This is a genomic window from Peptoniphilus faecalis, assembly GCF_012976305.1.
Lineage (GTDB): Bacteria > Bacillota > Clostridia > Tissierellales > Peptoniphilaceae > Peptoniphilus_A > Peptoniphilus_A faecalis.
Map to the genome: position 1 here is coordinate 14,627 of NZ_JABDSR010000002.1, position 24,177 is coordinate 38,803.

The 24,177-nt window shown below is 28.9% G+C and carries 20 protein-coding genes, 1 pseudogene and 2 other annotated features; of the genes and pseudogenes, 16 read left to right on the top strand and 5 right to left on the bottom strand.

Annotated elements, in window-relative coordinates; genetic code table 11:
• The first annotated feature begins 46 nt into the window (after positions 1 to 46).
• From HKO22_RS01310 to HKO22_RS01345, 8 genes are all read left to right on the top strand, one after another.
• The gene (locus HKO22_RS01310) at positions 47 to 1,846 is read left to right on the top strand and encodes a thiamine pyrophosphate-binding protein (RefSeq protein WP_075659753.1); all 1,800 of its coding nucleotides are present in this window, start codon (positions 47 to 49) and stop codon (positions 1,844 to 1,846) included.
• An 80-nt stretch (positions 1,847 to 1,926) separates the two neighbouring features.
• Positions 1,927 to 2,421: a TRAP transporter small permease gene (locus HKO22_RS01315; protein ID WP_169967997.1), complete on the top strand. Its 495-nt coding sequence runs from the start codon at positions 1,927 to 1,929 to the stop codon at positions 2,419 to 2,421.
• Positions 2,422 to 3,717: a TRAP transporter large permease gene (locus HKO22_RS01320; protein ID WP_075659755.1), complete on the top strand. Its 1,296-nt coding sequence runs from the start codon at positions 2,422 to 2,424 to the stop codon at positions 3,715 to 3,717. It abuts the gene before it with no gap.
• A gap of 8 nt (positions 3,718 to 3,725) precedes the next feature.
• Positions 3,726 to 4,772 carry a TRAP transporter substrate-binding protein gene (locus tag HKO22_RS01325; RefSeq protein WP_169967998.1) on the top strand — a complete coding sequence of 349 codons (1,047 nt, stop codon included), beginning with the start codon at positions 3,726 to 3,728 and terminating at the stop codon, positions 4,770 to 4,772.
• Between the two features lie 16 nt (positions 4,773 to 4,788).
• On the top strand, positions 4,789 to 5,658 hold the full coding sequence (aroE, locus tag HKO22_RS01330; RefSeq protein ID WP_075659757.1) for a shikimate dehydrogenase: 870 nt from the start codon (positions 4,789 to 4,791) through the stop codon (positions 5,656 to 5,658).
• Between the two features lie 99 nt (positions 5,659 to 5,757).
• Positions 5,758 to 6,582, top strand: a complete 825-nt coding sequence (locus HKO22_RS01335) for a sugar phosphate isomerase/epimerase family protein (RefSeq protein ID WP_169968000.1) — start codon at positions 5,758 to 5,760, stop codon at positions 6,580 to 6,582.
• The gene (locus HKO22_RS01340) at positions 6,582 to 7,514 is read left to right on the top strand and encodes a hydroxymethylglutaryl-CoA lyase (RefSeq protein ID WP_169968002.1); all 933 of its coding nucleotides are present in this window, start codon (positions 6,582 to 6,584) and stop codon (positions 7,512 to 7,514) included. Before HKO22_RS01335 ends, HKO22_RS01340 begins: the two co-directional genes overlap by 1 nt.
• Before the next feature lie 35 nt (positions 7,515 to 7,549).
• Positions 7,550 to 8,410: an isocitrate lyase/PEP mutase family protein gene (locus tag HKO22_RS01345; RefSeq protein ID WP_169968004.1), complete on the top strand. Its 861-nt coding sequence runs from the start codon at positions 7,550 to 7,552 to the stop codon at positions 8,408 to 8,410.
• A gap of 129 nt (positions 8,411 to 8,539) precedes the next feature.
• Here HKO22_RS01345 and argH read toward each other — a convergent pair whose 3' ends face one another.
• Together argH and HKO22_RS01355 are read right to left on the bottom strand one after the other, a co-directional pair.
• A complete protein-coding gene (gene argH / locus HKO22_RS01350; RefSeq protein WP_169968006.1) occupies positions 8,540 to 9,916 on the bottom strand; it encodes an argininosuccinate lyase in 1,377 nt (458 codons plus the stop codon).
• A gap of 1 nt (position 9,917) precedes the next feature.
• Positions 9,918 to 11,138, bottom strand: a complete 1,221-nt coding sequence (locus tag HKO22_RS01355; protein ID WP_169968008.1) for an argininosuccinate synthase — start codon at positions 11,136 to 11,138, stop codon at positions 9,918 to 9,920.
• Between the two features lie 76 nt (positions 11,139 to 11,214).
• Positions 11,215 to 11,411, bottom strand: a binding site (T-box leader).
• Between the two features lie 179 nt (positions 11,412 to 11,590).
• Positions 11,591 to 11,789, top strand: a binding site (T-box leader).
• 38 nt (positions 11,790 to 11,827) lie between these two features.
• Here HKO22_RS01355 and HKO22_RS01360 point away from each other — a divergent pair.
• The 8 genes and pseudogenes from HKO22_RS01360 (at position 11,828) to HKO22_RS10950 (ending at position 19,751) form a co-directional block, all read left to right on the top strand.
• Positions 11,828 to 12,637: a transporter substrate-binding domain-containing protein gene (locus tag HKO22_RS01360; RefSeq protein ID WP_169968010.1), complete on the top strand. Its 810-nt coding sequence runs from the start codon at positions 11,828 to 11,830 to the stop codon at positions 12,635 to 12,637.
• A 7-nt stretch (positions 12,638 to 12,644) separates the two neighbouring features.
• Complete coding sequence (locus tag HKO22_RS01365; protein ID WP_169968012.1) at positions 12,645 to 13,442, top strand: amino acid ABC transporter permease; 798 nt, start codon at positions 12,645 to 12,647, stop codon at positions 13,440 to 13,442.
• Positions 13,429 to 14,151, top strand: coding sequence for an amino acid ABC transporter ATP-binding protein (locus tag HKO22_RS01370; RefSeq protein WP_169968014.1), 723 nt, complete (start codon positions 13,429 to 13,431; stop codon positions 14,149 to 14,151). The genes HKO22_RS01365 and HKO22_RS01370 overlap by 14 nt, the downstream gene beginning before the upstream one ends.
• Positions 14,152 to 14,443: 292 nt before the next feature.
• Positions 14,444 to 15,361, top strand: a complete 918-nt coding sequence (locus HKO22_RS01375) for a hypothetical protein (RefSeq protein WP_169968016.1) — start codon at positions 14,444 to 14,446, stop codon at positions 15,359 to 15,361.
• A gap of 24 nt (positions 15,362 to 15,385) precedes the next feature.
• A complete protein-coding gene (locus HKO22_RS01380) occupies positions 15,386 to 18,424 on the top strand; it encodes an AAA family ATPase (RefSeq protein WP_169968018.1) in 3,039 nt (1,012 codons plus the stop codon).
• A 9-nt stretch (positions 18,425 to 18,433) separates the two neighbouring features.
• Positions 18,434 to 18,841 carry a glutamate mutase L gene (locus HKO22_RS01385; protein WP_169968020.1) on the top strand — a complete coding sequence of 136 codons (408 nt, stop codon included), beginning with the start codon at positions 18,434 to 18,436 and terminating at the stop codon, positions 18,839 to 18,841.
• 14 nt (positions 18,842 to 18,855) lie between these two features.
• A pseudogene (locus tag HKO22_RS11105) lies at positions 18,856 to 19,323 on the top strand (glutamate mutase L).
• A gap of 299 nt (positions 19,324 to 19,622) precedes the next feature.
• A complete protein-coding gene (locus HKO22_RS10950) occupies positions 19,623 to 19,751 on the top strand; it encodes a hypothetical protein (RefSeq protein WP_268935700.1) in 129 nt (42 codons plus the stop codon).
• A gap of 506 nt (positions 19,752 to 20,257) precedes the next feature.
• On the opposite strand, the gene HKO22_RS01400 is transcribed toward HKO22_RS10950, so the two are convergent.
• From HKO22_RS01400 to HKO22_RS01410, 3 genes are all read right to left on the bottom strand, one after another.
• Positions 20,258 to 21,001 carry a gamma-glutamyl-gamma-aminobutyrate hydrolase family protein gene (locus HKO22_RS01400; RefSeq protein WP_169968023.1) on the bottom strand — a complete coding sequence of 248 codons (744 nt, stop codon included), beginning with the start codon at positions 20,999 to 21,001 and terminating at the stop codon, positions 20,258 to 20,260.
• Complete coding sequence (locus tag HKO22_RS01405; protein WP_169968025.1) at positions 20,998 to 22,302, bottom strand: alanine/glycine:cation symporter family protein; 1,305 nt, start codon at positions 22,300 to 22,302, stop codon at positions 20,998 to 21,000. The genes HKO22_RS01400 and HKO22_RS01405 overlap by 4 nt, the downstream gene beginning before the upstream one ends.
• 217 nt (positions 22,303 to 22,519) lie before the next feature.
• The gene (locus HKO22_RS01410; RefSeq protein WP_169968027.1) at positions 22,520 to 23,758 is read right to left on the bottom strand and encodes a MerR family transcriptional regulator; all 1,239 of its coding nucleotides are present in this window, start codon (positions 23,756 to 23,758) and stop codon (positions 22,520 to 22,522) included.
• Between the last annotated feature and the right edge of the window lie 419 nt (positions 23,759 to 24,177).

Below are 24,177 nucleotides of genomic sequence, written 5' to 3' on the forward strand. Positions count from 1 at the left end.
GCTTTTTTAAGTGGCTTTTAAACAAATATAAATCGTAGGAGGAATTATGAAAAAACTCATCTCGGAACAGTTAGTTGAATATTTAGAAAATAGAGATACAAAATATGTATTTGGACTTTGCGGACATACTGTAATAGCTATGCTCGATGCTCTTGAAAAGAGTGAAAAATTAAAATATATTTCTGTAAGACATGAACAAATTGCATCTACAGCTGCCGATGGCTACGCAAGGGCTACAGGTAAGGCAAGCGTTGTTATGTGTCACTTAGGACCAGGACTTACAAATGCAACTACTGGTGTTGCAAATGCTCAAGCCGATTCAATACCAATGGTAGTTATTGCGGGAGATGTTCCAAGCTATTATTTTGGAAAACATCCTCATCAAGAAGTAAATCTTCATGCAGATGGAAGTCAATATGAAATTTATAGACCTTTTGTAAAAAGAGCTTTTAGAATTGATACTCCAGAATTATTTCCAGAAATACTTGATAGAGCATTTAGACTTGCTGAATCTGGAAGACCAGGACCAGTATTGATTTCTGTTCCAATGGATATGTTCTCAAGAGAATTAGATACAAGATTTTTCGAAAGGGTTCAAAATAATAACTTAAAAACAATTAGACCATCACTTGAAAGAGAAACAGCTAAGAAAATTGCAAAATTATTAGTTGAAGCTGAAAGACCTGTTATACATGTAGGTGGTGGGGTTATTTTATCAAAAGCAACTGAAGAGTTAAAAGAACTTGTAGAATACCTTGATATACCTGTTTCAAGAACACTTATGGGACAAGGAGCACTTTCTGATAGACATCCATTAATGTTAGGAATGACAGGTTTTTGGGGAACTGATTTTATTAATGATAAAACTTCAAATGCTGATGTCATTTTAGGATTGGGAACAAGATTTGCAGAAGCAGACTCTTCTTCTTGGTATAAGGGAGTAACTTTTAACGAAGATAATACTAAATTTATTCAAATAGATATTGCAGAAGAAGAAGTTGGAAGGAATTATCCTCTTGAAATTGGAGCTGTTGCAGATATTAAGTTGGCACTTCAAGAAATTCTTAAAGCAGTGAAAGAAATTTCAGGACCGATAGAAAGAAAAGGTTTAAAAGAAGAAATAGCTAAATTTAAACATGATTTTAAAGAAGCAAACAAAAAAATTGAAAATGACCTTAGATTTCCAATGACTCCACAAAAAATATTAAAAGATGTGAGAGAAGTTTTGCCAGAGGATGCAATCATTTGCACTGATGTAGGTTGGAATAAAAATGGAGTAGGTCAACAGTTTGACATAGTAAATCCAGGAACAATAATTCACCCAGGTGGATTTGCTACTATGGGATTTGGTTCAGCAGCACTTTTAGGAGTAAAACTTGCAAAGCCTGATAAGAAAGTTATTACATTAATTGGAGATGGCGGATTTGGAACAAACCCTTCCGTACTAGCTTGCGCTAAAGAATACAATATTCCAGTTGTATGGGTAGTTATGAATAATTATGCCTTTGGAACAATTGCTGGACTTGAAAAATCTCACTATAATCATAATTTTGGTACTGTATTTAAAATTGATGGAGAGCCTTATAATCCAGAATGGGCAGATATTGCCAAAGGTTATGGAATAAAAGCTAAAAAAGTAAAAAGTGCTGAAGAATTTAAAGAAGCCTTTGAAGAAGCATTAAATTCAAATGAACCTTATTTATTAGATGTACCTATGGAAAATATACCAGTTCCAACAGATGGAATATGGAATATCAATGATATTTATACGCCAAAGGATAATGTCTTCGAAGGACATTTAATGTCAGGAGAAGCGACTAGATCAAGTCATGTAAGCACAGATTAATAGTATAAATGTTTATATTAAACAACCAATAAAAGAAAGGGAGAAAGAATTTCTTTCTCCCAAAACAAAAGAGGTGAAAAATGTTAAATAAACTTGATAAAAAATTTGAAGAAAGCATATTATGCGTTTTATTAGTTATTATGACTATTATATTGGGAATTCAAATTGTAGCAAGATATGTTTTCGGGAATTCTTTAGCTTGGTCTGAAGAGTTAGTTAGATATTTGTTTGTATGGTCAGCTTTTTTAGGTGTTCCATACTGCATAAGAAGAAAAGCATCAATAAAAGTAGATCAATTTAGAAGAATGATGCCCGTAGGTATTCAAAAGGCATTAAATTATATAGATAAAATAATTATTTTTATATTGTTTTTAATAATCGCTATATTTTCTTTTGATGTAATACGAAGTACTTACATAAGCGGACAAACTTCTGCAGCTATGGGAATTCCTATGTGGACAGTTCAATCTTCTGTTTTTGTAGGTTCAGTTCTTTCAATGATAAGAATCACTCAAAATTTTATTGATTTAATAAAAGAAAAAGATAAAGTTAAGGAAGATGAACAGGAGGCTTAAATGACTATAGCAAGTATATTTATTTTATTTTTAGCTTTAATAGTTGCAGGGATTCCTATAGGAATGATTTTGGCAACGTTAGGGATTTTACCAAACTTAATAGATCCTTGGTTTTCTGCTGACCCTCAATATATTATTAGAGCGATGATAGGTGGAGTTAATAGTTTTCCAGTATTGGCAGTTCCAATGTTTATTTTATCTGGAAATCTAATGGCAAAAGGAAAAATTAGCGAGAAACTATTTAATTTTTTCTCGTATTTTATAGCAAATAAAACGGCAGGACTTCCAATAGCAACAATTGTAACTTGTTTATTCTATGGAGCAATATCAGGTTCAGGGCCAGCGACAACTGCTGCAGTAGGAGCAATGGCTATTCCTGTCTTGACTAATCTAGGATATGACATCGTTTTTTCTACAGCTCTTGTTGCTGTAGCAGGAGGTCTTGGGGTTATCATACCTCCTTCAATACCATTTATATTCTATGGACAAAGTGCGGGAGTATCTGTTGCAGATATATTTGTTGCAGGTGTAGTTCCAGGATTGTTAATTGGATTATGTCTAATGATTTATTCTTGGTATTACTGTAAAAAGAATGGAGAAGACAAAGAAAAATTACAAGCTTATGAAAAAGAAGTAAAGAAAGATGGCTTTAAAAAACTATTTTTAAATAGTTTTTGGGCACTACTATCTCCAATAATAATTTTAGGTAGTATTTATACTGGTGTAGCTTCTCCAACAGAAGCCGCAGTTATTTCGGTTTTTTACTCTTTAATTGTTTCAGTTTTAATTTATAAGACAATAAAATTGAAAGATTTTATAGAAATATTAAAAGAATCTGTAGGTACTTATTCAACAATATTGTTTATTATTGCAGCAGCTACTGGATTTGCTAGAGTTCTTACATTCATGAAAGCACCTGAAATAATAGCAGGATTTATTACGAATGCAGTTTCTTCTAAGATCGCAGTTTTATTAGTTATAAACTTAGTATTATTGTTTGTAGGAATGATTATGGATACAACTCCAGCAATATTAGTATTAACACCAATACTTTTACCAATAGCAGTAAGTTATGGAATAAATCCAATACATTTTGGTGTAATGTTAGTTGTAAACTTGGCAATAGGATTTGTAACGCCACCTCTAGGAATCAACCTATTTGTTGCTAGTTCATTGACGGGTGTAAAAGTTGAAAGCATAGTTAAAAAAGCAATTCCATTTATAATAGCATTTTTAATTGCTTTACTCTTAATAACATTCATTCCAAAAATAAGTTTAATTTTATTAGGAGGTTGAAAATAAAAATGAAAAATAAGATTATATGTATTGCATTTTTACTAATGTTTATTCCTTTAACACTTACAGGCTGTTTAAGTACTGAAGAGAGAAGGGGAGAAGCAAAAGAAAAAGATGTATATGAATTATCCATAGCAATAGATTCGCAAGAAGATACTGTAACGGGTATTTTTATGAATAAATTTGCTGATTTACTAGAAGAAAAATCTAAGAGAAGAATGAAAATTAATAGATTTCCAAATTCACAACTAGGCGGAGATGGTGAAATAACAGAAGCTGTTCAAAATGGAAATATAGCATTTGTTGTTCAAACTACAGCTCCACAGGTTTCCTTTGTTCCTGAAGCAGCAATATTTGATGCTCCAATGGCATTTAAAAATCTAGATGTTGCAAGGAAGGTGCTTGACGGCGAGTTAACAGAAAAACTAAAGGAATATTATGCTAATAAAAAACTCATTCTATTAGGTTATGCAGATCAAGATTTCAGGGTAATGTCATCAAATAAAAAAGTTGAAAAAATGAGTGATTTGAAAGGTATAAAAATAAGAACTATGGAAAACCCAAATCATATTGCATTTTGGAAATTAGTAGGGGCAAACCCAACTCCAATGGCTTGGTCTGAAGTTTATATAGGATTACAACAAGGCTCTATTGATGCACAGGAAAACCCGATAGAGACAATTGTTGCAAGTAAAGTATATGAACAACAAGATGACATTATACTAACTAACCACATTCTTCATACATTATGTTTAATTGGTTCACCTTCTATAATAAATGAATTACCTGAAGAACTTCAAAAAATCATTTATGAAGCGGCAGATGAAGCAAAAGTATATGCTAGAAAAATGACAGATGAAAGAAATGAAAGTAGAGTTAAAATTATTGAAGACAGCGGAACGAAAATAATACCTTTTAATGAAAAATTATTTAATGATATGAGAGCTGCAAGTGAACCAGTATGGAAATCACTAGAAGAACAAATAGGAAAAGATCTTGTCAATACTTTAAGAAGTGAAATTGATAAGGCGGAAAAAGAATTAAATATAAATTAAATAAGGAGAATAGAATATGACCAATAGAATACAAGGAACTACTAGACTTGTTGGGCTTTTAGGAAAGCCAATTAAGCATAGTAGATCTCCACATATGCATAATTCAGCCTTTGAATTTTTGAAAGAAGATTTGGTTTATTTATGCCTAGAAACTGAAAATAAAGATTTAGAAATGGCTTTAAAAGCTTTAAAAACATTTGATGCAGTTGGAGCAAATGTAACTTATCCAAACAAGCAAGAAGTACTAAAATATCTAGATGAAATTGATGAGGCTGCTGAAATAATAGGGTCAGTAAATACAATATCAATTGATGATAAAACTAAAAAGATAAAGGGTTATAACACGGATGGATTAGGCTTTATAGAATCTCTTGAAAAAAAAGGAATTCAATACAAAGGCAAGAAAATGGTTCTAATAGGCGTTGGAGGAGCAGGAAGAGCAATTGCTATACAAAGTGCATATTCTGGAGTGGGAGAACTTGTAATAAAAGAAATAAATAAAGAAGTAGCTGATGAAGTTATAAATACTATAAAATCAAGAATTCCAAAGTGCAATGTTAAATTACTTTCAAATAATGAAGATGAATTAAAAGAAGAACTAAAAAATGCTGATTTATTTGTAAATGCAACTCCATTAGGTATGAAGGGAAATACTGATGCTTGTTCAATATCTTCATGTGACATAATCACAAATCCTAATACCTATGTATACGACATCGTTTATGAACCAAAAGAAACCAAGTTCATGAAGCTTGCAAAAGAGGCAGGTTGTGAGACGTGCAATGGTATCAATATGATGCTTTGGCAAGGAGCATTAGCATTTAAAATTTGGACAGGTAAAGATATGCCAATCGATTATGTAAAAAAAGAATTGGGATTAGAATAATCAAAATTTGATTAATAAAAAGAGATGACAATTAATATAGTTGGCACTAGATATAGTGCCTCTATGTATTTAGGCATATTTTTATAAGGAGGATATAGTATGACTTTTGAATATTCGCTAGCACAACTCACTGTTTTAGAAACTTCACCTGTTGAAATTGCAAAAATTGCAGCAGAATGTGGTTATGATTATGTTAGTTTAAGACAAATTTATATGGGTGTTAAAGGCGAAAAAATTTATGATTTAAGAAAAGATAAAAAATTAATGCAGGAACTAAAGGGAATTTTAAAAAACACGGGGCTCAAAGTTTTAGATATAGAATTAGCAAGAATATTTGATGGTGTAAATATAAAAGATTATGAACCTGCTATGAAAACCTGTAGAGAACTTGGCGGAAAGCATATTTTGTCATCTATATGGACTGATAACAAAGATTTTTACACAGAAGAATTTGCGAAACTTTGTGATTTAGCAAAAAGCAATGGACTAACAGTTGATGTAGAATATGTGCCAATAGCAGGAGTTAACAACTTGAAACAAACAGTAGAATTGTTAAATGATGTTAACAGAGATAATGCTGGTATAATGTTAGACATGCATCACATTCATAGAGCAGGAGACAAGCCAGAAGATATAGCTAAAATTCCTAAAGAATGGTTCCATTTTGCACACTTATGTGATGCAAGTGGAGAGATTCCTAAAGAAAAAGAAGAAATGATTAGAATAATGAGAGAAGCTAGGGATTATGTTGGCGATGGTGGAATAGACATTGCTTCTATACTAAATAGCATGCCAATAGTTCCTTACTCCATTGAATTACCAAATAGTGCCCATATAAAAGAATATGGCTTAAAAGGACATGCTCAAAATTGCTTAGATAAAGCAAAAGCATATTGTAATAAATTTGTAAAAGGGAGGGAATAATGGAAAAAGAAAGAGATGTAATACTTTGTGAGGTTGGATTAAGAGATGGTTTACAAAATGAAAAATCTTTTCTTACAACGGATGAAAAAGTTGAAATTTTAAACAAATTAACAGATGCGGGCTTTAAGATAATAGAAGTAGGTTCTTTTATGAGTCCAAAAGCTGTACCTCAAATGGCAGACACAGATGAGGTATTTAAAAAAGCAAAATTAAAACAAGATGTAGAGTATAGAGCTTTAATAGCTAATTTAAAGGGTGTTGAAAGAGCAATTGATTGTGGATGCAAAAAAGTTAAATTAAATGTTTCTGCAAGCTATGCTCATAATATTGCTAATTTGAATATGACTCCAGAAGAAAGTGTTAATGGTTTTAAGGATTGTGTAAAACTTGCTAGAGAAAATAATATTGAGGTTTCAGGATCAATATCTATGCCCTTTGGTTCTCCTTGGGAAGATGAAATTCCTATGAAAGATATAGAAACTATTATTGAGGCATATTTAAAAAATGATATTAATGAACTATCACTTTCAGACGCTTCAGGGTTAGCAAATCCTCTACAAGTAAAAGAAATCGTTAGACATGTGAAAAACAAATATAAGGATGTTAGTTGGATATTGCATTTTCATAATACTAGAGGATTGGGAATTGCAAATATACTAGCAGGTTTAGAAGAAGGAGTTAAAAAATTTGACACTTCTTTTGCAGGATTAGGAGGATGTCCTTTTGTTCCCGGTGCCGCAGGTAATGTATCCACAGAAGATGTTTTGAATATGTTTAACCAAATGAAGATTAACACAGGAATAAACATTGATACAGTAATTGAAATTGGACAAAAAATAAGACAAAAGGTAAATCATGATGTTGGAAGCTATGTATTAAAGGCTGGAAAATCAGATGATTTAAAATTAGAACTTCCTAAGAAAAAAAGTTAGATTTTAGTGTAATATGAAAGAAAAAGGTGTTAAGAATGACAAAAACTAAAAGATTGAGAGATTTAATTAACGGGAAAGACGCTGTAGTAGCTCCATGCGCATTTGATGCTTTATCTGCAAGATTAATTGAGTATAGCGGATTTGACTTAGTTGCAACAACTGGTTTTGGAATGCATGGCACAATGCTAGGCGTACCTGATAATGGGCTTTTAACATTTACAGAAATGCTAAGAATGTGTAGAAATATGTCCAGTGCTATTGATATTCCAATGATGGCAGATGCTGAAGGCGGATATGGCAATGCAATTAATACAAGTAGAACCATAACAGAATTTGAAAATGCTGGAGTAGCAGGACTTTTTATAGAAGATCAAGTTTTACCTCCAAATTGTCCTTATATAAAAGGAACTAGATTGATTCCAGTAGAGGAGATGGTAAGTAAAATAAAAGCAGCTGTTGACGCAAGAAAAGATCCCAACTTTGTGATAGTTGCAAGAACTGATGCACCCTTTGAAGAGGCTGTTGAAAGATTAAACATATATGCAGAAGCGGGAGCAGATATGGTTAAACCAATGCCTCATTCAAGAAAGGAATTAGAAGATTACCCTAAGCATTTGAAAGCACCTATCCATTTAGGATTCACATATGGAAAAGAGACAACAAAGGGAGTAACAGCAAAGGATTGTGGTGAAATGGGATATAAAATTATTACATTCCCATTTGCACAATTGATGTCAAGTGTATCAGCTCAAATTGCAATATTAAATGAAATTAAAAAGAATGGAACTGATGAAGCATTTTACGAAAAAATGATTTCATTTGAAGAGTATTTAGATACAGTAAATATTGATAAATATAATGAAATGGATAAAAAATATATGTTTAATTTAGATTGACATAAAGATTAAAACATAATCTGATAATATATTTTAAATTCCACTTTAAATTTTGTCATTAAAAAACTGACCTTATCAAGATAGATTTTAATTCTAACTTGAAAGGGTCAGTTTACTTATTTTTTGACCTTATTTTATATCATTTATAAAATTTTTTAAATTGTTTATTTGAATATTTACGGCATCTTTTGCAGGACCACCATAGACATTGCGATTCTCTAAAGATTTTTCTATATTTATAAAATCATAGAGATCATTTTCAAAAATTTTGTGAAATTCCTTATATTTTTTTAAACTTATATCTTCAAGTTTTAAGTTTTTTTCTATTGAATAATTAACAATTTGACCGACTACACTATAAGCTTCACGGAAAGCAATGCCCTTTAATACTAAATAGTCGGCTAAATCTGTTGCATTTAAAAAGCCCTTTTCAGCAGAACTTCTCATCTTTTCCTTATTGATATAAATTGTATCTAAAATCCCCTTCATAATTTTTAAAGAATTAAAAACTGTTTTCACTGAATCGAAAAGTGGTTCCTTGTCTTCTTGAAAATCCTTATTATAAGAAAGAGGTGTACCTTTTAAAATTGTAAAAAGTGTAAACAAATCTCCATAACATCTACCACTCTTGCCCCTTATTAATTCAGCCATGTCAGGGTTTTTCTTTTGAGGCATTATACTTGATCCAGTAGAAAACTTATCAGAAAACTTAACAAAATTATATTCACTGCTGGAAAAATAAATTAGCTCTTCACAAAGTCTTGAAAGATGAGTCATAATTACTGAATTGTTAAATAAAATTTCAAGTATATAATCTCTATCAGAAACAGAATCCATGGAGTTTTCTGTAGGTTTTTTAAATCCCAATAATTTTGAAGTCATAAATCTATCGATGTTAAAACTTGTTGTAACAAGAGCACAACTTCCAAGGGGATTTTCATCTAATCTATTAAAAGTATCTTTTAATCTATTAAGATCTCTGCAGAGCATTTGTGCGTAGCTTAAAATATAGTGAGCAAAAGTTGTCACTTGAGCGTGCTGCATATGAGTAAAACCTGGCATTATTGTGTATATATTTTTTTCAGCTAAATCAATAATTGTTTCAATTAGTTCTAATAACTTTATTTTAATTTTTTCTAATGATTTTTTAGAATATAATCTTAAATCTAGGGCGCATTGATCATTTCTTGACCTAGCTGTGTGAAGTTTTTTTCCTACAACGCCCACTCTTTTTGTTAGTTCATTTTCCACAAAGGAATGAATATCTTCTTCCTTTAAATTAATTTCAAGTTTTCTTTCTTTTATTTCATCTAAAATATTTTGAAGTTCACAAGAAATAATTTTTTCTTCATTTTCCGTTATTATTCCAACCTCACTGAGCATTTTTACATGAGCAAGAGAACCTATTATATCTTCTTCAAATAAAATTTTATCAAAATCAATGGATTTATTGAATTCATGTGTAAAATCTTCAAGTCCATCTAAGTGACTGCCCCATAAATACATATTAAACTCCTTTATTTATCTTTGCATCAACTACCGTAGATAGTGAATATAAATTAATAAATCCACTGGCATCTTCGTGAGAATATAAGTTTTCTGCACCATCTCCAAAGGAAGCTAAATCTTCATTATAGAGTGAATATTTAGAGCTTACTCCTGCGGGAATTATATTTCCCTTATAAAGTTTTAGTTTAACCTTGCCAGTTACATTTTTTGACACTTCGTCACTAAAGGCTAGTAGTCCCTTTAAAGAATTTGAATACCATTTTCCATCGTATACAAGATCGGCGAATTTAATAGATAAATAATTTTTAAGATGTGCAGAATCTTTATCTAAGGTTATGGATTCCAAAACTTCAAGTGCCTTATATAATATTGCTCCGCCTGGATTTTCATAAACTCCACGACTTTTCATTCCTACAAGACGATTTTCAACTATATCATCAATACCAATGCCATTTTCGCCGCCAATTTTATTTAAATATTTTAAAAGATTTGCAGGAGTCATTTTTTCTCCATTTACTGCAGTGGCTTCTCCACTATGAAATTCAATTTCTAAATCAAAAACTTCATCCCTTGCCCTCATTGGCGATACAGAAAGCTCTAAAATTTTGTCATAATCTGGATAATTTTCTGGATTTTCAAGGTCAAGACCCTCGTGAGATAGATGCATTATATTTAAATCTTTAGAATAATTCGTTTCCCTTGAAATTTTAAGTGGAATATTGTGTTCTTCGGCATAATCAATTTCTTCATCACGAGATTTTATATCCCAAATTCTCCAAGGTGCAATTATTGGCATTTCTGGTGCAAAATGTTTTATTCCCATTTCAAAACGAATTTGATCATTTCCCTTACCAGTACATCCATGACAAATAGCATCACAATTTTCCTTTTTTGCAATTTCAACAAGTGCTTTTGCTATTAGAGGTCTTGCTGTTGCAGTTCCAAGAAGATAGTTTTTTTCGTACTTTGCACCCATTTTTAAAGTTGTAAATACAAAGTCCTTAACATATTCATCTACAAGATCTACTATATAAATTTTTGAAGCTCCTGTTTTTATGGCCTTTTCTTCAAGACCTTCTATCTCACTTTTTTGTCCAACATTTCCAACAACTGCTATAACTTCGCATTTATAATTTTCCTTTAGCCATGGAATTATTATAGATGTATCAAGACCACCTGAATATGCTAGGGCAACTTTTTTATAATTATTATTTTTCATTTTTTTCCTCCAAATTTTAAAACTTTGCAATATCTTACAATTGAGACTCAAAAAAAGTATAAAAAAATCGCCCCTAGAAAGGGACGAAAATCGTGGTACCACCCAAATTTGTATATTTCTATACCTCAAAAACTATAACGCATAACCGTGCAAATCTAAATATCGAGATGCAAGTTCCAAGCTCCTATTCAAATTACCCTCCCTATTTTCTCTCACCAAACGAAAACTCTCTTAAAGTCTTGGATAATTTTACTCGCTCTTCAAAACTTTTATTGTTTGATATACTAACAAGATAAATTCTATTTGTCAAGAATTTTTTAAATATTTTTTAATATTTTTTGTTGCAAAATGTTTTATCTATTAAATGCAAAAAAATAAAGCAATGAAAAAATTTTTTATTTGAATTAATTTAAAAAAAGCTTGACAAATTAAATTTAGCATAGTAAAGTATTGAGAAATCAATGAAGTGGACAAAAAGTATTCCTATAACTTTTTTAGAGAGCAAGGTCAGGTGAAAGCTTGTAAAGGGAAAGAATATAATAGAACCGCAGAGATTCTGTAAAGAAATTAGTATTTACAGAGGTTAACTGCCTTAAAGTTTTGAGATATCTAAAAGATAATTAGAGTGGTACCGCGGACTTCGCCTCTTTCATGGAGGCGATTTTTTTATTTTAAAATGGAGGAAGAAAATGAAAAAAATAATAAGTTTATCAGTAATAGTTTTAGCTGCCCTTATATTATTAGTGGCATTGTTTTTAAATAAGTCTAATGGCAATTCTGATATGAGAGTAAAGGACATTAAAAAATCTGGGAAAATTGTAATGGGATGTAATGCAAACTATCCACCTTTTGAATTTCACAAAAACATTGATGGAAAAGATAAGATTGTTGGTTTTGACGTGTCTATTGCAGAAGAAATTGCAAAGGATCTTGGAGTAAAACTTGAAATTTCAGATATGGAATTTTCATCTGTGCTTGCAAGTCTGGACTCAGGCGTAATCGATCTCGCCCTTTCTGGGATTTCAAAAACTCCTGAAAGAGAAAAATCAATTTTATTTTCAAAGGTATATTACGATCCAAAAAATTATTTATTAGTAAATTCTAAGGATTTGGGAAAATATAAAGATGAAAAAAGTGTTATAGATTTAACTATTGGAGTTCAAACAGCAACAATTCAAGAGGAAATTGCAAAAAACTTAAAGATTAAAAATATTGTTTCACTACCAAAGACGCCAGATTTAATTGCACAACTAAATCAAGGATTGATAGATGGAATAATAGTTGAAAAGAGTGTTGGAGATAATTATGAACTTTCCAATAAAAATTTAAAGATGGAAAATAGTTTTTATTTTGAGGCTGAAACTAGTGGAACAGCTGTTGGTCTTAAAAAAGATGACGATGAACTTTTAGAAATAGTTAACAAAACATTAGATAGATTAGAAAAGGAAGGTAAACTTGAAAAATATTATGAAGATGCATTAGAACTTTCAACGAAGTAGGTGTTTCATGGAAAATATATATAAACTAGAAAATAAAAAATTTTCAAAAAATAAAATAATTAATTACTTGGTAATTTTTGCTTTTGTAATTCTTATCTTTGTATTTGGCAAATTAATTATAAATTTTTTTAACACGACAGTAGAAATTTTTGAAAAGTACAGTTCATATTATATAAAGGGACTTTTAACTACTATTTCACTTTCTTTTATCTCTGTAATTTTAGGTTCTATATTTGGATTATTTCTATATTTGATGAAATCTTCAGAAATAAAAAGTCTAAACATCTTTGCAAATATATACATTGAAATAGTGAGGGGAACTCCTATGCTTACTCAAGTATTTTTTGTATTCTTTGGACTGGCAAGTATTATAAATTTTAAAAATTTTGGAATTTCAATTTCATCCTTTGCCTATGTAACAGGAGTCATTGCGGTGAGTTTAAACTCTGCGGCATATGTATCTGAAATTATTAGATCTGGCATAAACGCAATTGACAAAGGACAAATGGAAGCGTCAATATCTCTTGGGATGAAAAAATCTTTAGCAATGGAAGAGGTCATACTTCCACAAGCTACAAAAAATATACTTCCAGCTCTTGCCAACGAATTTATCGCAGTAATAAAAGAAACCTCAATTATATCTACCATAGGCGTTACAGATATTATGTACAATGTAAACTTAGTTAGAGGATCATCTTATAAATCTTTAGAACCGCTTATAATTGGGTCAATGTTTTATTTTACAATTACTTTTACTCTTACTAGATTATTAAAATTTGTGGAGGGGAAATATGATAAAAATTGAAAATTTATATAAATCCTTTGAAGATAAAGAAGTTTTAAAGGGAATAAACTTAGACATTGAAGATTCAACTGTAACAACAATAATTGGAGCAAGTGGATCAGGAAAATCAACGCTCCTTCGCACAATTAATCTTTTAGAAAAATGTGATGACGGAAAAATCTTTCTCGATGGATATGAAATAACTGGCGAAAATCCAAATTTAGAAAAAATAAGATTAAAAATTGGAATGGTTTTTCAAAACTTTAATTTATTTCCCAATAAATCAGTAATTGAAAACATTACTCTTGCACCAATAAAAGTTAAAGGTGAAGATGAAAAGTCTGCAAAGGAAAATGCAATTGCTCTTTTAAAGAGCATGGGTTTAGAAGATAAAGTGTACTCCTATCCAAACTCTCTATCTGGAGGTCAAAAGCAAAGAGTTGCCATAGCAAGAGCTCTTGCAAATAAACCAGAAGTACTTTTATTTGATGAACCCACATCAGCCCTCGATCCAGAAATGGTAAAAGAAGTTTTAAATGTAATAAAATTTCTTGCGAAAAAAGGTCTTACTATGATAATAGTAACTCATGAAATGGGATTTGCTAGAGAAATTTCTGATAATATTGTATTTATGAAAAATGGTATCGTAGAAGATATAGGTGATCCAAACTATATTTTTTATGAAACAAAAAATGAAAATACGAAAAAATTTTTACAAGCTGTATTGTAATTAAAAGGTGATGTTGCAAAATAGATAATTCTATTCTGCTCATCACCTTTTTTATTTTAGGATTTTTGCAACAGTCTCTTATTTGTTTAATGCATATATCACATTAAATTAAATACTTTCACAATAAGGAAATATCTTGAAAATTAAGTTTATAATAATAACTTTAAATTTAAAAGGTATCGTAAATATTAATACATCAATGTGTAAAAAATAATTTTATTAACGAATTATTAACGATTAGGTTATATTATTTTAAATAAATAAACACAAACATAATGGAGAGTGGGTTGGGATGAATAACATGATTATTTATGAAGATAAAAGTAAAATTAATTTAACACATCAAAATAAAAAAATCTCAATATTAAATATTAAAGAATTTAAGGAAAATTTAGAAAAGATAGAAGCTGATTATATAAAAAATAAAAAATTTATTGATATTGACAATTATATCTGCTTATATAATTTTATATTTATTAATAATCTAAGTAACTTTATTAAAGATTTAGCAATTAAAGAAAAAACTAAGCAAATACTTTTTTCAAAAAGTTTAAGGACTAAAGGTAAAGAAACTATAAAATTAAATAAAAATATTAGCATAGAAGATATAATAGGAAATATAATTTTATGCCTGCTAAAATCTGAAGAATATTTAAAAGAAAAAATTAGTATTGATTATGTGGATAAATTCAAAGAAGGAGAAAGTGAATCTCAGATAAATATATGTGATATTATGCAATATATTCCAGCTAATATAGATAAGCTAATCAAGAAATTAAAGGTAGATTTGATTGCATTTAACTATGTAAAAAAAGACGATAAAAAAGAGAATTTTGTATTGCCTATATATATAGATGAAGAAACGTTGTTAGAAAAAGGAATAGATTATTCTAAATTTTTACCAAATTGGACTTCAGTTTCTTATCTAAAAATGCTTATAAAAATACATGATTTTTTTGTGGATTATTATGAATTAGAAACTAAGAAAGGTCTAGTTTATGATGATCTCATGCTTGCATTAATTTATTTAATGGAGTATGAGGTTAAAGATTATCCAAAGGGATTACAAAAATCAATTGAGGTAGGAAGAGCGACAAAGGGAAAATGCTATTTTATAGATGGAATAGTAAATCCTGTTGCAATTGATCAAAAACTAGCCATTACTTTACAGGGAAAAGATTTATTCAAAAAAGTAATTAAATTGGTTTAATAACCTAAATGAAGGAATGATGATGTGTTAGATTGTAAATTATTTGGTTTACCAAGAATATATGAAGATGAAAAAGAAATTATTTTACCAGTAAACAAAATGAGTGGAGTACTTTACTATTTATTTATAAAAAAATCAGCCACAAGAGATGAACTATGTGGATTGTTTTGGGGAAATTCAAATGATAAAAGAGCAAAGACAAGCCTTAGAAATGTTTTGCATAAAATTAGAAAACTATTTAAAGAAGAAGTAATAATTTCAAATAATCGCACTATAATATCTCTAAACGAAAATATAGAAATAAAAATAGATGTAGACATATATAAAGATAATCCGATGGAAAACTTGGATATTTATGATGAATTCTTATCAGGATTTTACATAAAAGATACTTATGAATTTGAAGATTGGGTTTTTGAACTAAGAGAATTCTATAAAAGAAAACATATTGAAAACTATATTTTAAAAATAGATAAAAGTTTTGCAAGTCAGGATTTTACAAGTTTAGAAAAAGACATTAAATCCTTGCTAAAAATGGATCCTTATAATGAAGATGCATTTTTTGATTTATTATCTTATTATAAATTAATTGGGAGAATAGATAAACTAATAAATGAATATAACTCTTTCCAACGGACTTTAGATGAAGAACTAGGTGTAAGTCCAGCAAAAAAAATAGTAGATCTTTATAAAGATGCTTTAAAAGAAATAAACAAAGACAATAAAGATCAAAAAGTTAAAAATATTTTTTTTGAAAGAGATTATGATCTAGAAAGAATACAAAATGAATTAGATAATTATATTGACAAAAAAGAGTTTAGATCTATTTTAATAAGTGGAGAGACAGGTGTAGGAAAATCCATGTTAAAAAGAGAGGTGTTAAAAAGAAATAAAAACCTACTCATATTTGAAGTGGCATGTTTAAAGGTAGAGCAATCATTTTCCTATTCAGTTCTTATAAAATTAATATCATTAATAGAGAAAGAATTTAATATAGGAAATATAAATCATACACCACTTTGGGAAGACTTAATGAATAATTTACTTTTTTCATATGAGAAAAATGTTCACCCACAGTCAAAGATTTTAGAAAGCGAAGAAGTATTTACTGATAATTTGATTTTAAGTGCAATAAGCAATGCCCTTGAAAAGATATCCGAAAAAAAGCCTATAGTAATTGCTATTGACGATTTACAATGGATAGATACTTTTAGTATGAAAACATTAACGAAATTATTGTTAAAAAATAATAATAAGATATTTTTTTTATTAACCGTGTCTAATGAATTTTTAGATGACAATCAAAAGAATATTATATTGTCATTAAATGAAGTTAATAAATTAAATATAATAGAATTAAATAGATTTACAAGAGATGAAGTATCCAATATATGTAAGAAATTAATTAAAAAAAAAATTACAGAAAAAGAAATAGATGAAATTTTTAAAAAATCAAAGGGCAATTCTTTTTTCTTAAATGAATATATAAATCTTTACAATAGCTCAGCAAGTAAAAACCTAAAATTTTCGAAAATATCATATATTTTGGCGGATAAAATTTCAACATTAAACGAAAGAGAGAAAAACATTTTAGAAATAGCATCCATGACTTATGGAGCAATAGACATAGAATTAATTATAAAGGTATTAAATTATAATGCTTTTGACGTTATTGAAAGCATTAACAAATTAATAAAGCTAAATCTGCTGGAAGAGCAAATAGAGAATGGAGAACCTAAAATATACTTTGTTTATTCAGCCTATAAAGATTTTGTATATAATCAAATAAATGAATATAGCAGAAGACTTATACATAATGAAATTGGAAATACTTATGAAAAAAGTTTATCAATTGAACTTAGTAATGTGAGAGATTTTATGCTTTTAAAATACCATTATGACAAAGCAGATAATAAGTCAAAGAAACTAAAATATGAGATTTATATTCTAAACTATTATTTAAACTTTACCCATGAACTATTTCCTAGTATAAATGATAATGATTTAAATAGACAAGTTAAAGTTTTTATAAACAATGATAAGCTTACAAAACAAATGGAAGACATTGAAAGAAAAATAAATTTGATTAAGGCATCTGAAAAATACAAAAGCTCATTAAAAGAAATTTTAGATTATGAGTTATCTTTTTTATATTGCAAAGGGAGATATTTTATAAGAGGAGGAAATTATTCGAAGGGAATAAATATAATGAAAAGAGTAATAGATCTTGCACAAAATATGGGGAATGCAAAAATGGAAATTAATGGTCATAAACAAATGGCAATTTATTCTATACAAGTGGGAGATCAGAATTTAATGCTTGAACATGTGATAAAGGGAATTAAAGTATCTAAAGATAATAACAACAATGCTGATTTAGGAGTTTTTTATAGATTATATGGTGTTTATTATATGACAGATGGTAATTTTTTATCTGCAGAAAAATTGTTTAATAAATCAATTGATATTTTTGAGTATGAGGGTATTTTAGATGGTTTAAATTCAATAAGCGTTGCTGCAAATTATAATTATATAGGAGAAATAAGGGCTGCACAGGAAAAATATGAAGAGGCAAAAGATTACTATTATAAATCGATAGAATTATGTGTAGAAAATCAACCTACATGCTTAGCTTTATTTTATATAAATTTAGGTAAAACCTTATTTTTACAAGGAGAGTTGCGTGAAATGAGAGAATGTTTTTATAAAGCAAAGGATATAGTAGAAAGATTCGATTCCTATTGGAAAAAACCTGTGTTGGAAGCTTATTTGGCATTAATTAACTTTTTAGATGAGGAATATAAAAACTCAGCTGCCTTTCTTAAAACTGCATTAAATGAAGTAAATACAATAAAAAACCCAAGGGATATAGGTTGTTTATATTTTATAGAAACAATTATTGCATATATTTTAGAAAAAGATAAAAGCATTTTAACAACAGATTATTCTCATGTACTTGAAGAATCTTATGAAGTATATTATTATCAGGCCATGAAATACCTTGATAAATTTAGAGACTCTGCTGAAATAAATTATTTAAAAGAAAATATTAAATTTAATTGAGGTGATAATATGCAATGTTATATGTTAGTAGATTTTGGAAGCACATTTACAAAATTGACATTAGTTGATAAAGATGAAGCTAAAATAATATGCAGGACAAAATCTTACACAACTATAAATACATATGCAATAGAGGGTTACAAAAAAGCTTTAACAGAGATGAAAAATATAATTCACGCACCAGGTATGGATGAAGTTGATGAAAAAACAGGAAAAATTTTAATGCCAACTCCTACTGCTGTTTTAATGGCATCAAATTTAATTTCAGTTGGAATCAGAAATTTAAAAGGTCTAGGAAAATTGATTGTAGCAGATATAGGAGGAGCTACTACTGATATACATTCTATGTCTGAGCCTATTGTAAACAATAATTATTTATATGATGGATTAGGAGAAACTTTTAAAAAAGGACTGTAGAAGGAGATTTAGGCATGAGATATTCTTTAGATGGAGTGATAGAAATTTCTGATAATTTGTATTTAAAATCAGGAACCGCACATAAGCGCATAGATGAGATTAGAGAAAATCCATTTTATCTACCTACTTAAGAAGAAGAGAAATATTTTGATCAAATAATAGCAAGTGAATGTGCCAAAATTGCTATAGAAAGACATGCGGGTTTTGTGAAAGGGAAATATTTAAATGGAAAGTATATAAACTGTCAAGAAGGAAAAGACTTAACAGAGATAAAATATATTATTGGAACAGGTGTCTCAATTGTCAATTTCATAAATCCAAAAGATATTTTAAAAAGTATAACCAAATCAAAAAGTAAAAAGTTAATTCCAAAGAAATTTAAGTTATTGATAGACAAAAACTATATGCTTTCAGCAATGGGACTTTTAAGTACTATTGATAAAGAGCTAGCTCTGAAAATAATGCATGAAAATTTAACTTAATATAAGAAATAAAGTAAATGCAGAGGTTATTGTAAAAGTCTCAAAGTAAAAAAGACGAGAATAATAAAATGATCACTAAGTCAAGGGCGCTATAAAAAAGCCTAGGCGAGACTGTGTAAAATTTTGTGTATAGAAACCTTCTGATTAGTGTAAAGAAAAACTAATCAGGAGGTTTATTTATCCCAAGAAAGAGACTAGAAACAAAGTTAAACAAAATGTCCAAGATGTTAATTGAATAGTATCAACTAGAAACAGTACAAGACCTACAAGAAGCGTTGAAAGATCTTCTAGGTGATACAATGGAGGAGCAAATGTTAAAAGCAGAGTTAGATGAACATCTAGACTATGAATACGGTGAAAAGCCACTATCCTTAAACACAAGAAATGTTTCAAGTAAAAAACCGTTAAATCATCCTGTGGAAATATAGATTTAAATATTTCAAGAGATAGAGAAGGAATAAGAAAACTAATATACACGACAAATAGCATAGAAAATTTTAATAGACAAATTAGAAAAGTAACTAAAAAAAACAATATTTCCAAACAACTACGCATTACAAAAAAAAGCTTGTATTTAGCGATGGTAGATGCATCAAGTAAATGGACAAGTAGAGTAAGAGGATGGGATCAAATATTATCACAACTATCAATATTTTTTTGAAGGGAGGTTTTAAATAAAGATTAGAAATACTGTAAAAATGAGATGCAAATTTTAATGAGAATTTAACAGTTTATTAAAGTTGTGTAAAATTAAGTTATACTCCATTTCTATAAAAATGGGCATCTATGATACATAAAAATGTACCAACCTTTACTCTTTTTCAGAATTAAGGTTGATACACAAAATTATTTACAGACCATAGACTTTTTAAATTATTTACTATGAAAAGATTCCATTTTATTTTATTGTTTAGGTTCTTTAACTAGAAAGTAATTAATTTTTTTTACAAGAATTAACAAAGAGCTTAAAAATCTCTAAGTAAAGATTATCATCTTCAAACATCATTTCGGGATGAAATTGAGTTGCAACAATAAATTTTTTATTATCCATTTGAATGGATTCACAGAGTCCATCTCTACTTTCGGCTATTGATTTTAAATTATTTCCCAGTTTTTCAATACCTTGATGGTGAAAAGAGTTGACTCCTATTTTTGTTTTTTGAAAAGCCTCATAAAGAAGAGAGTATTTTTCAATATTAATGTAATGAGATACTAGAGATTTATAACTATTAGCAGCAGAGTGGTCTAAAAATTTATCTGTATTAATATGTCTATATAATGTTCCGCCTTGAACTACATTTAAAACTTGCAAGCCTCTACAAATTCCAAGAAGAGGCAAATCTTTTTCTATACAAGATTTTGTCAAATAAAAATCTGACTCGTCCCTAATTTTCAATACTCTGCCTACTTTTGAGTTATTATCCTTGTTGTATAAAAGAGGATTAACATCATTTCCGCCAGATACTAAAATTCCATCACACAAGTTTATAATTGAATCTAAGTATTCAGTATCATAAGTTGGAGTAATTATTATAGGTATTCCACCAGCATGATTTATTGCTTTGGAATAGTCTATAGCTAAAGCAGAATAAGCTTGTCCTATTGCACCAAGGCCCAAATTCATAAAAAACTTATCGTCATCAATATAATTTGCAGTTATTCCTATAATTGGTTTCATATTTCACCTCTATCAATTTTATCAAAAAATTCTTTGGTTTCTTTTCCTATTGTTTTACCTAAAATTAATATAGCAGTCATATTAATTAAAATTATGAATGCATTACCAAAATCAGCAATTTGCATAAGTTTTGTAACACCAAAAACTCCACCTATACCCATAAACAAGAAAAATACTAACTGAACAATTTTTCCGGCTTTTTTTCCGAATAAACTTGTAGTTTGGTTTTCTATAAAGAAAGCAAAGCTTAGCACTGTTGAAAAAGCAAACAAAACAATTGCCACAGTAATCAAGATTGTACCAAAAGTTCCTAAAGAATCAGAGAATGCATGTTGTGCTAGAACGCCAGATTCTTCTATAGTGTAATTTTTCCAAGCGCCTGAGCTTAAGATTGCAAGCGCAGAAAATGTACAGACAACTATCGTGCTGAAAAAAACTTCAAATACGCCCCAAATACCTTGTTCAACAGGATATTTAACATCAGCTTGTCCATGAACTATGGATTGAATACCATTGCCTGAGTCATTTGAATACATGCCTCTAGCGACTCCCCAACGAATTGTCATAGAAGCAGCAGATCCTGCAAATCCACCGATAGCAGAATGCCCTGTAAAAGCGTATTTAAATATTGAAATTATAGATGGGATGAAGTTATCTATATGAATTATAATCATAAGAGTACAGGCTATAATATAAATTGTTGCCATTATAGGAACAAGTTTTTCTGTAAAATTAACTATTCTACTGACACCACCATAAACAATAAAAACCACAAAAATTATAGCTATAGCAGTTGAAATAAATCTAGACACGTGAATATGCTCCATGGAGTCAGTAATTGCTCCAGTATGTACGCCAGCTGCTATAAGTAATACAACTATTAAGCTTATTACATATCCAATAGATAAGAATTTAGCTAAGGTTCTATTCTTCACGCCTTTAGCGATATAATTATAAGGTCCAGCACTATATTCTCCATCTTCACGAATTTCTCTAAACTTAAGGGAGGCTACTACCTCAGAAAACTTTATTCCCATGGCAATCAATCCAACAATCCACATCCAGAAAATAGCACCAGGTCCTCCATAAGCGATGGCAATTCCAATGCCAACAATATTTCCAGTTCCTAAAGTTGCAGCTAAAGCTGCAGAAACAGCTTGAAAACCAGAGACGCCGCCACTGGCTCCAGATTTTTTCATAGATCCTATAGTATTTTTCATTATGTATTTAAATCTGGTAAATTGAATACCTCTAATTTGAATGCCTATATAAATTCCAGAAACTGATAAAAAGATTAGCATAGGCCATCCCCAAATCCAATTAGCAAAGCCAATCATCAAATTATAAATCGTTTTCAAAAACATTCCTCCTTTTATAAATAACTTTACCTAAAGTATAGTATAGGAGTTAAGGTCTTTGTCAACAATAAAATAAATTATTTCAAACAGATTTGAAAACACTTTCTCAAAAGCATATAATTGTTGTTGCTTGGTAGCATTTTGAGGAGTTAGCTCAATATTATTTTTTGACTGCTTTAAATATTGAGTGAGTCATAAGTTCGCCTTTTTTGTGACACTCAAAGGAATGTTTTTTTGCATAAGCATCAACTTTTTCTATATCTTTAAAATAATAACTACTAAATGTATTTTTTAAATTTAATATAAAATCATCTTTATTGTATAAATTATCTGAAGATTCAGGATACTTTATTTTTAAATTTTTTAATGATTCGCAATTATTTTTATATGATTGATAAGCACCAATAATTGAACCTCCTTTAGCAATATATTTATTAATGTGTTGAAAATAGTTTTCTTTTTTATATAGTTGATGTTCATTACAGCTAAATAGAGATATGACTATATCTACTGAGTTGTTTTTAATTGGATATTTTAATGAATCATCAGCTATTAATATTATATTTGGTTGATTTAATATCTTAGATAGTTGACTTTTGTAGTTAATTAAAACCTCTTCAAACTTATCAATTAATATTATAGTAAAGTTATTTTTAAAATATTTTAAATTATTGTAAAGAAATGAAAATCCGTTTATATTGGTTTCCATAATAATTTTATTCTCTAAATCTATTTCGTTAAGATATTTTGAAATGTAATTTCCAATTTTATTTAAAGATTTATAATATATTGCGGGCATATTTAAATATAGGTCTCTATTTACATCGGGTGTGTCGTATTGATTTTCATATATATTGCCAGTTCTAACAATTCCATCAACTATCTTCATTTCATAACCACAAGAACACTTTAAATTAGCATTAAATATATATTTTGAATTAATTGTTGCATTTTCAACTATAAAAAGGTTATTACAAATGGGACAAGATAAAATGTTTAGTTTATCTATAGGAAATCCAAAGATTTCATTTGAATTTTTTGTACCACTTTTATAACTTATTCTACTTATTTCATTGGTAATTAAGTGTTTCTTCTTTACAAGGATGGAAATATTGTCATCAATTTCTTTTTTCTTATTTAAAAGTCTATTTAAATGCTCATTTTGAATTCTTTCTTCAGTATTATTAGACCAATTCCATAGCGATAATATTGAAACTATTTCATCTAACGAAAAGTTCATATCTTGATAAAGTTTAATAATTTCAATATCTTCAACATTTTTTCTATTAAAAGAAAATCTTTTATTTTTTTTATCTGGATATATTAAACCTTTTTCTATGTAGTAGTAAATTGTATCTTTTGATAAACCTGTAATTTCTGAAAATTTTCCTGTTCTCATATTATCACCTTTCATAATTTTTTCACAAAATAATTTTATTTAATTATATATTAAAATATAAACTATATGTATAAACAATAAAAAAGATTTTTTAAATTATATATATTTTACATTTAAGAATATAACAACGATTTATGTGTAAAGAATAATGATATCTACGATAAATAAAGGGAAATAGAAATGGATACAACAGGCTTCTTTGCAAATATAGGATCATAGATTAATTATCCTAGATTAAATATTAAGAATTAAGGTGCGTTTTGCACTCTTTATTTTTTGATTTTAATTTATATAATTTAATATATGGGTAAAAAAATAAATTTATGAGTAAATTGAGAGATGCCATATATGGTTTTGCTGTTGCCGATGCTCTTGGCATTCCCTTTGAATTTAAAAAGAGAGAAAGTTTTTGCTGTAAG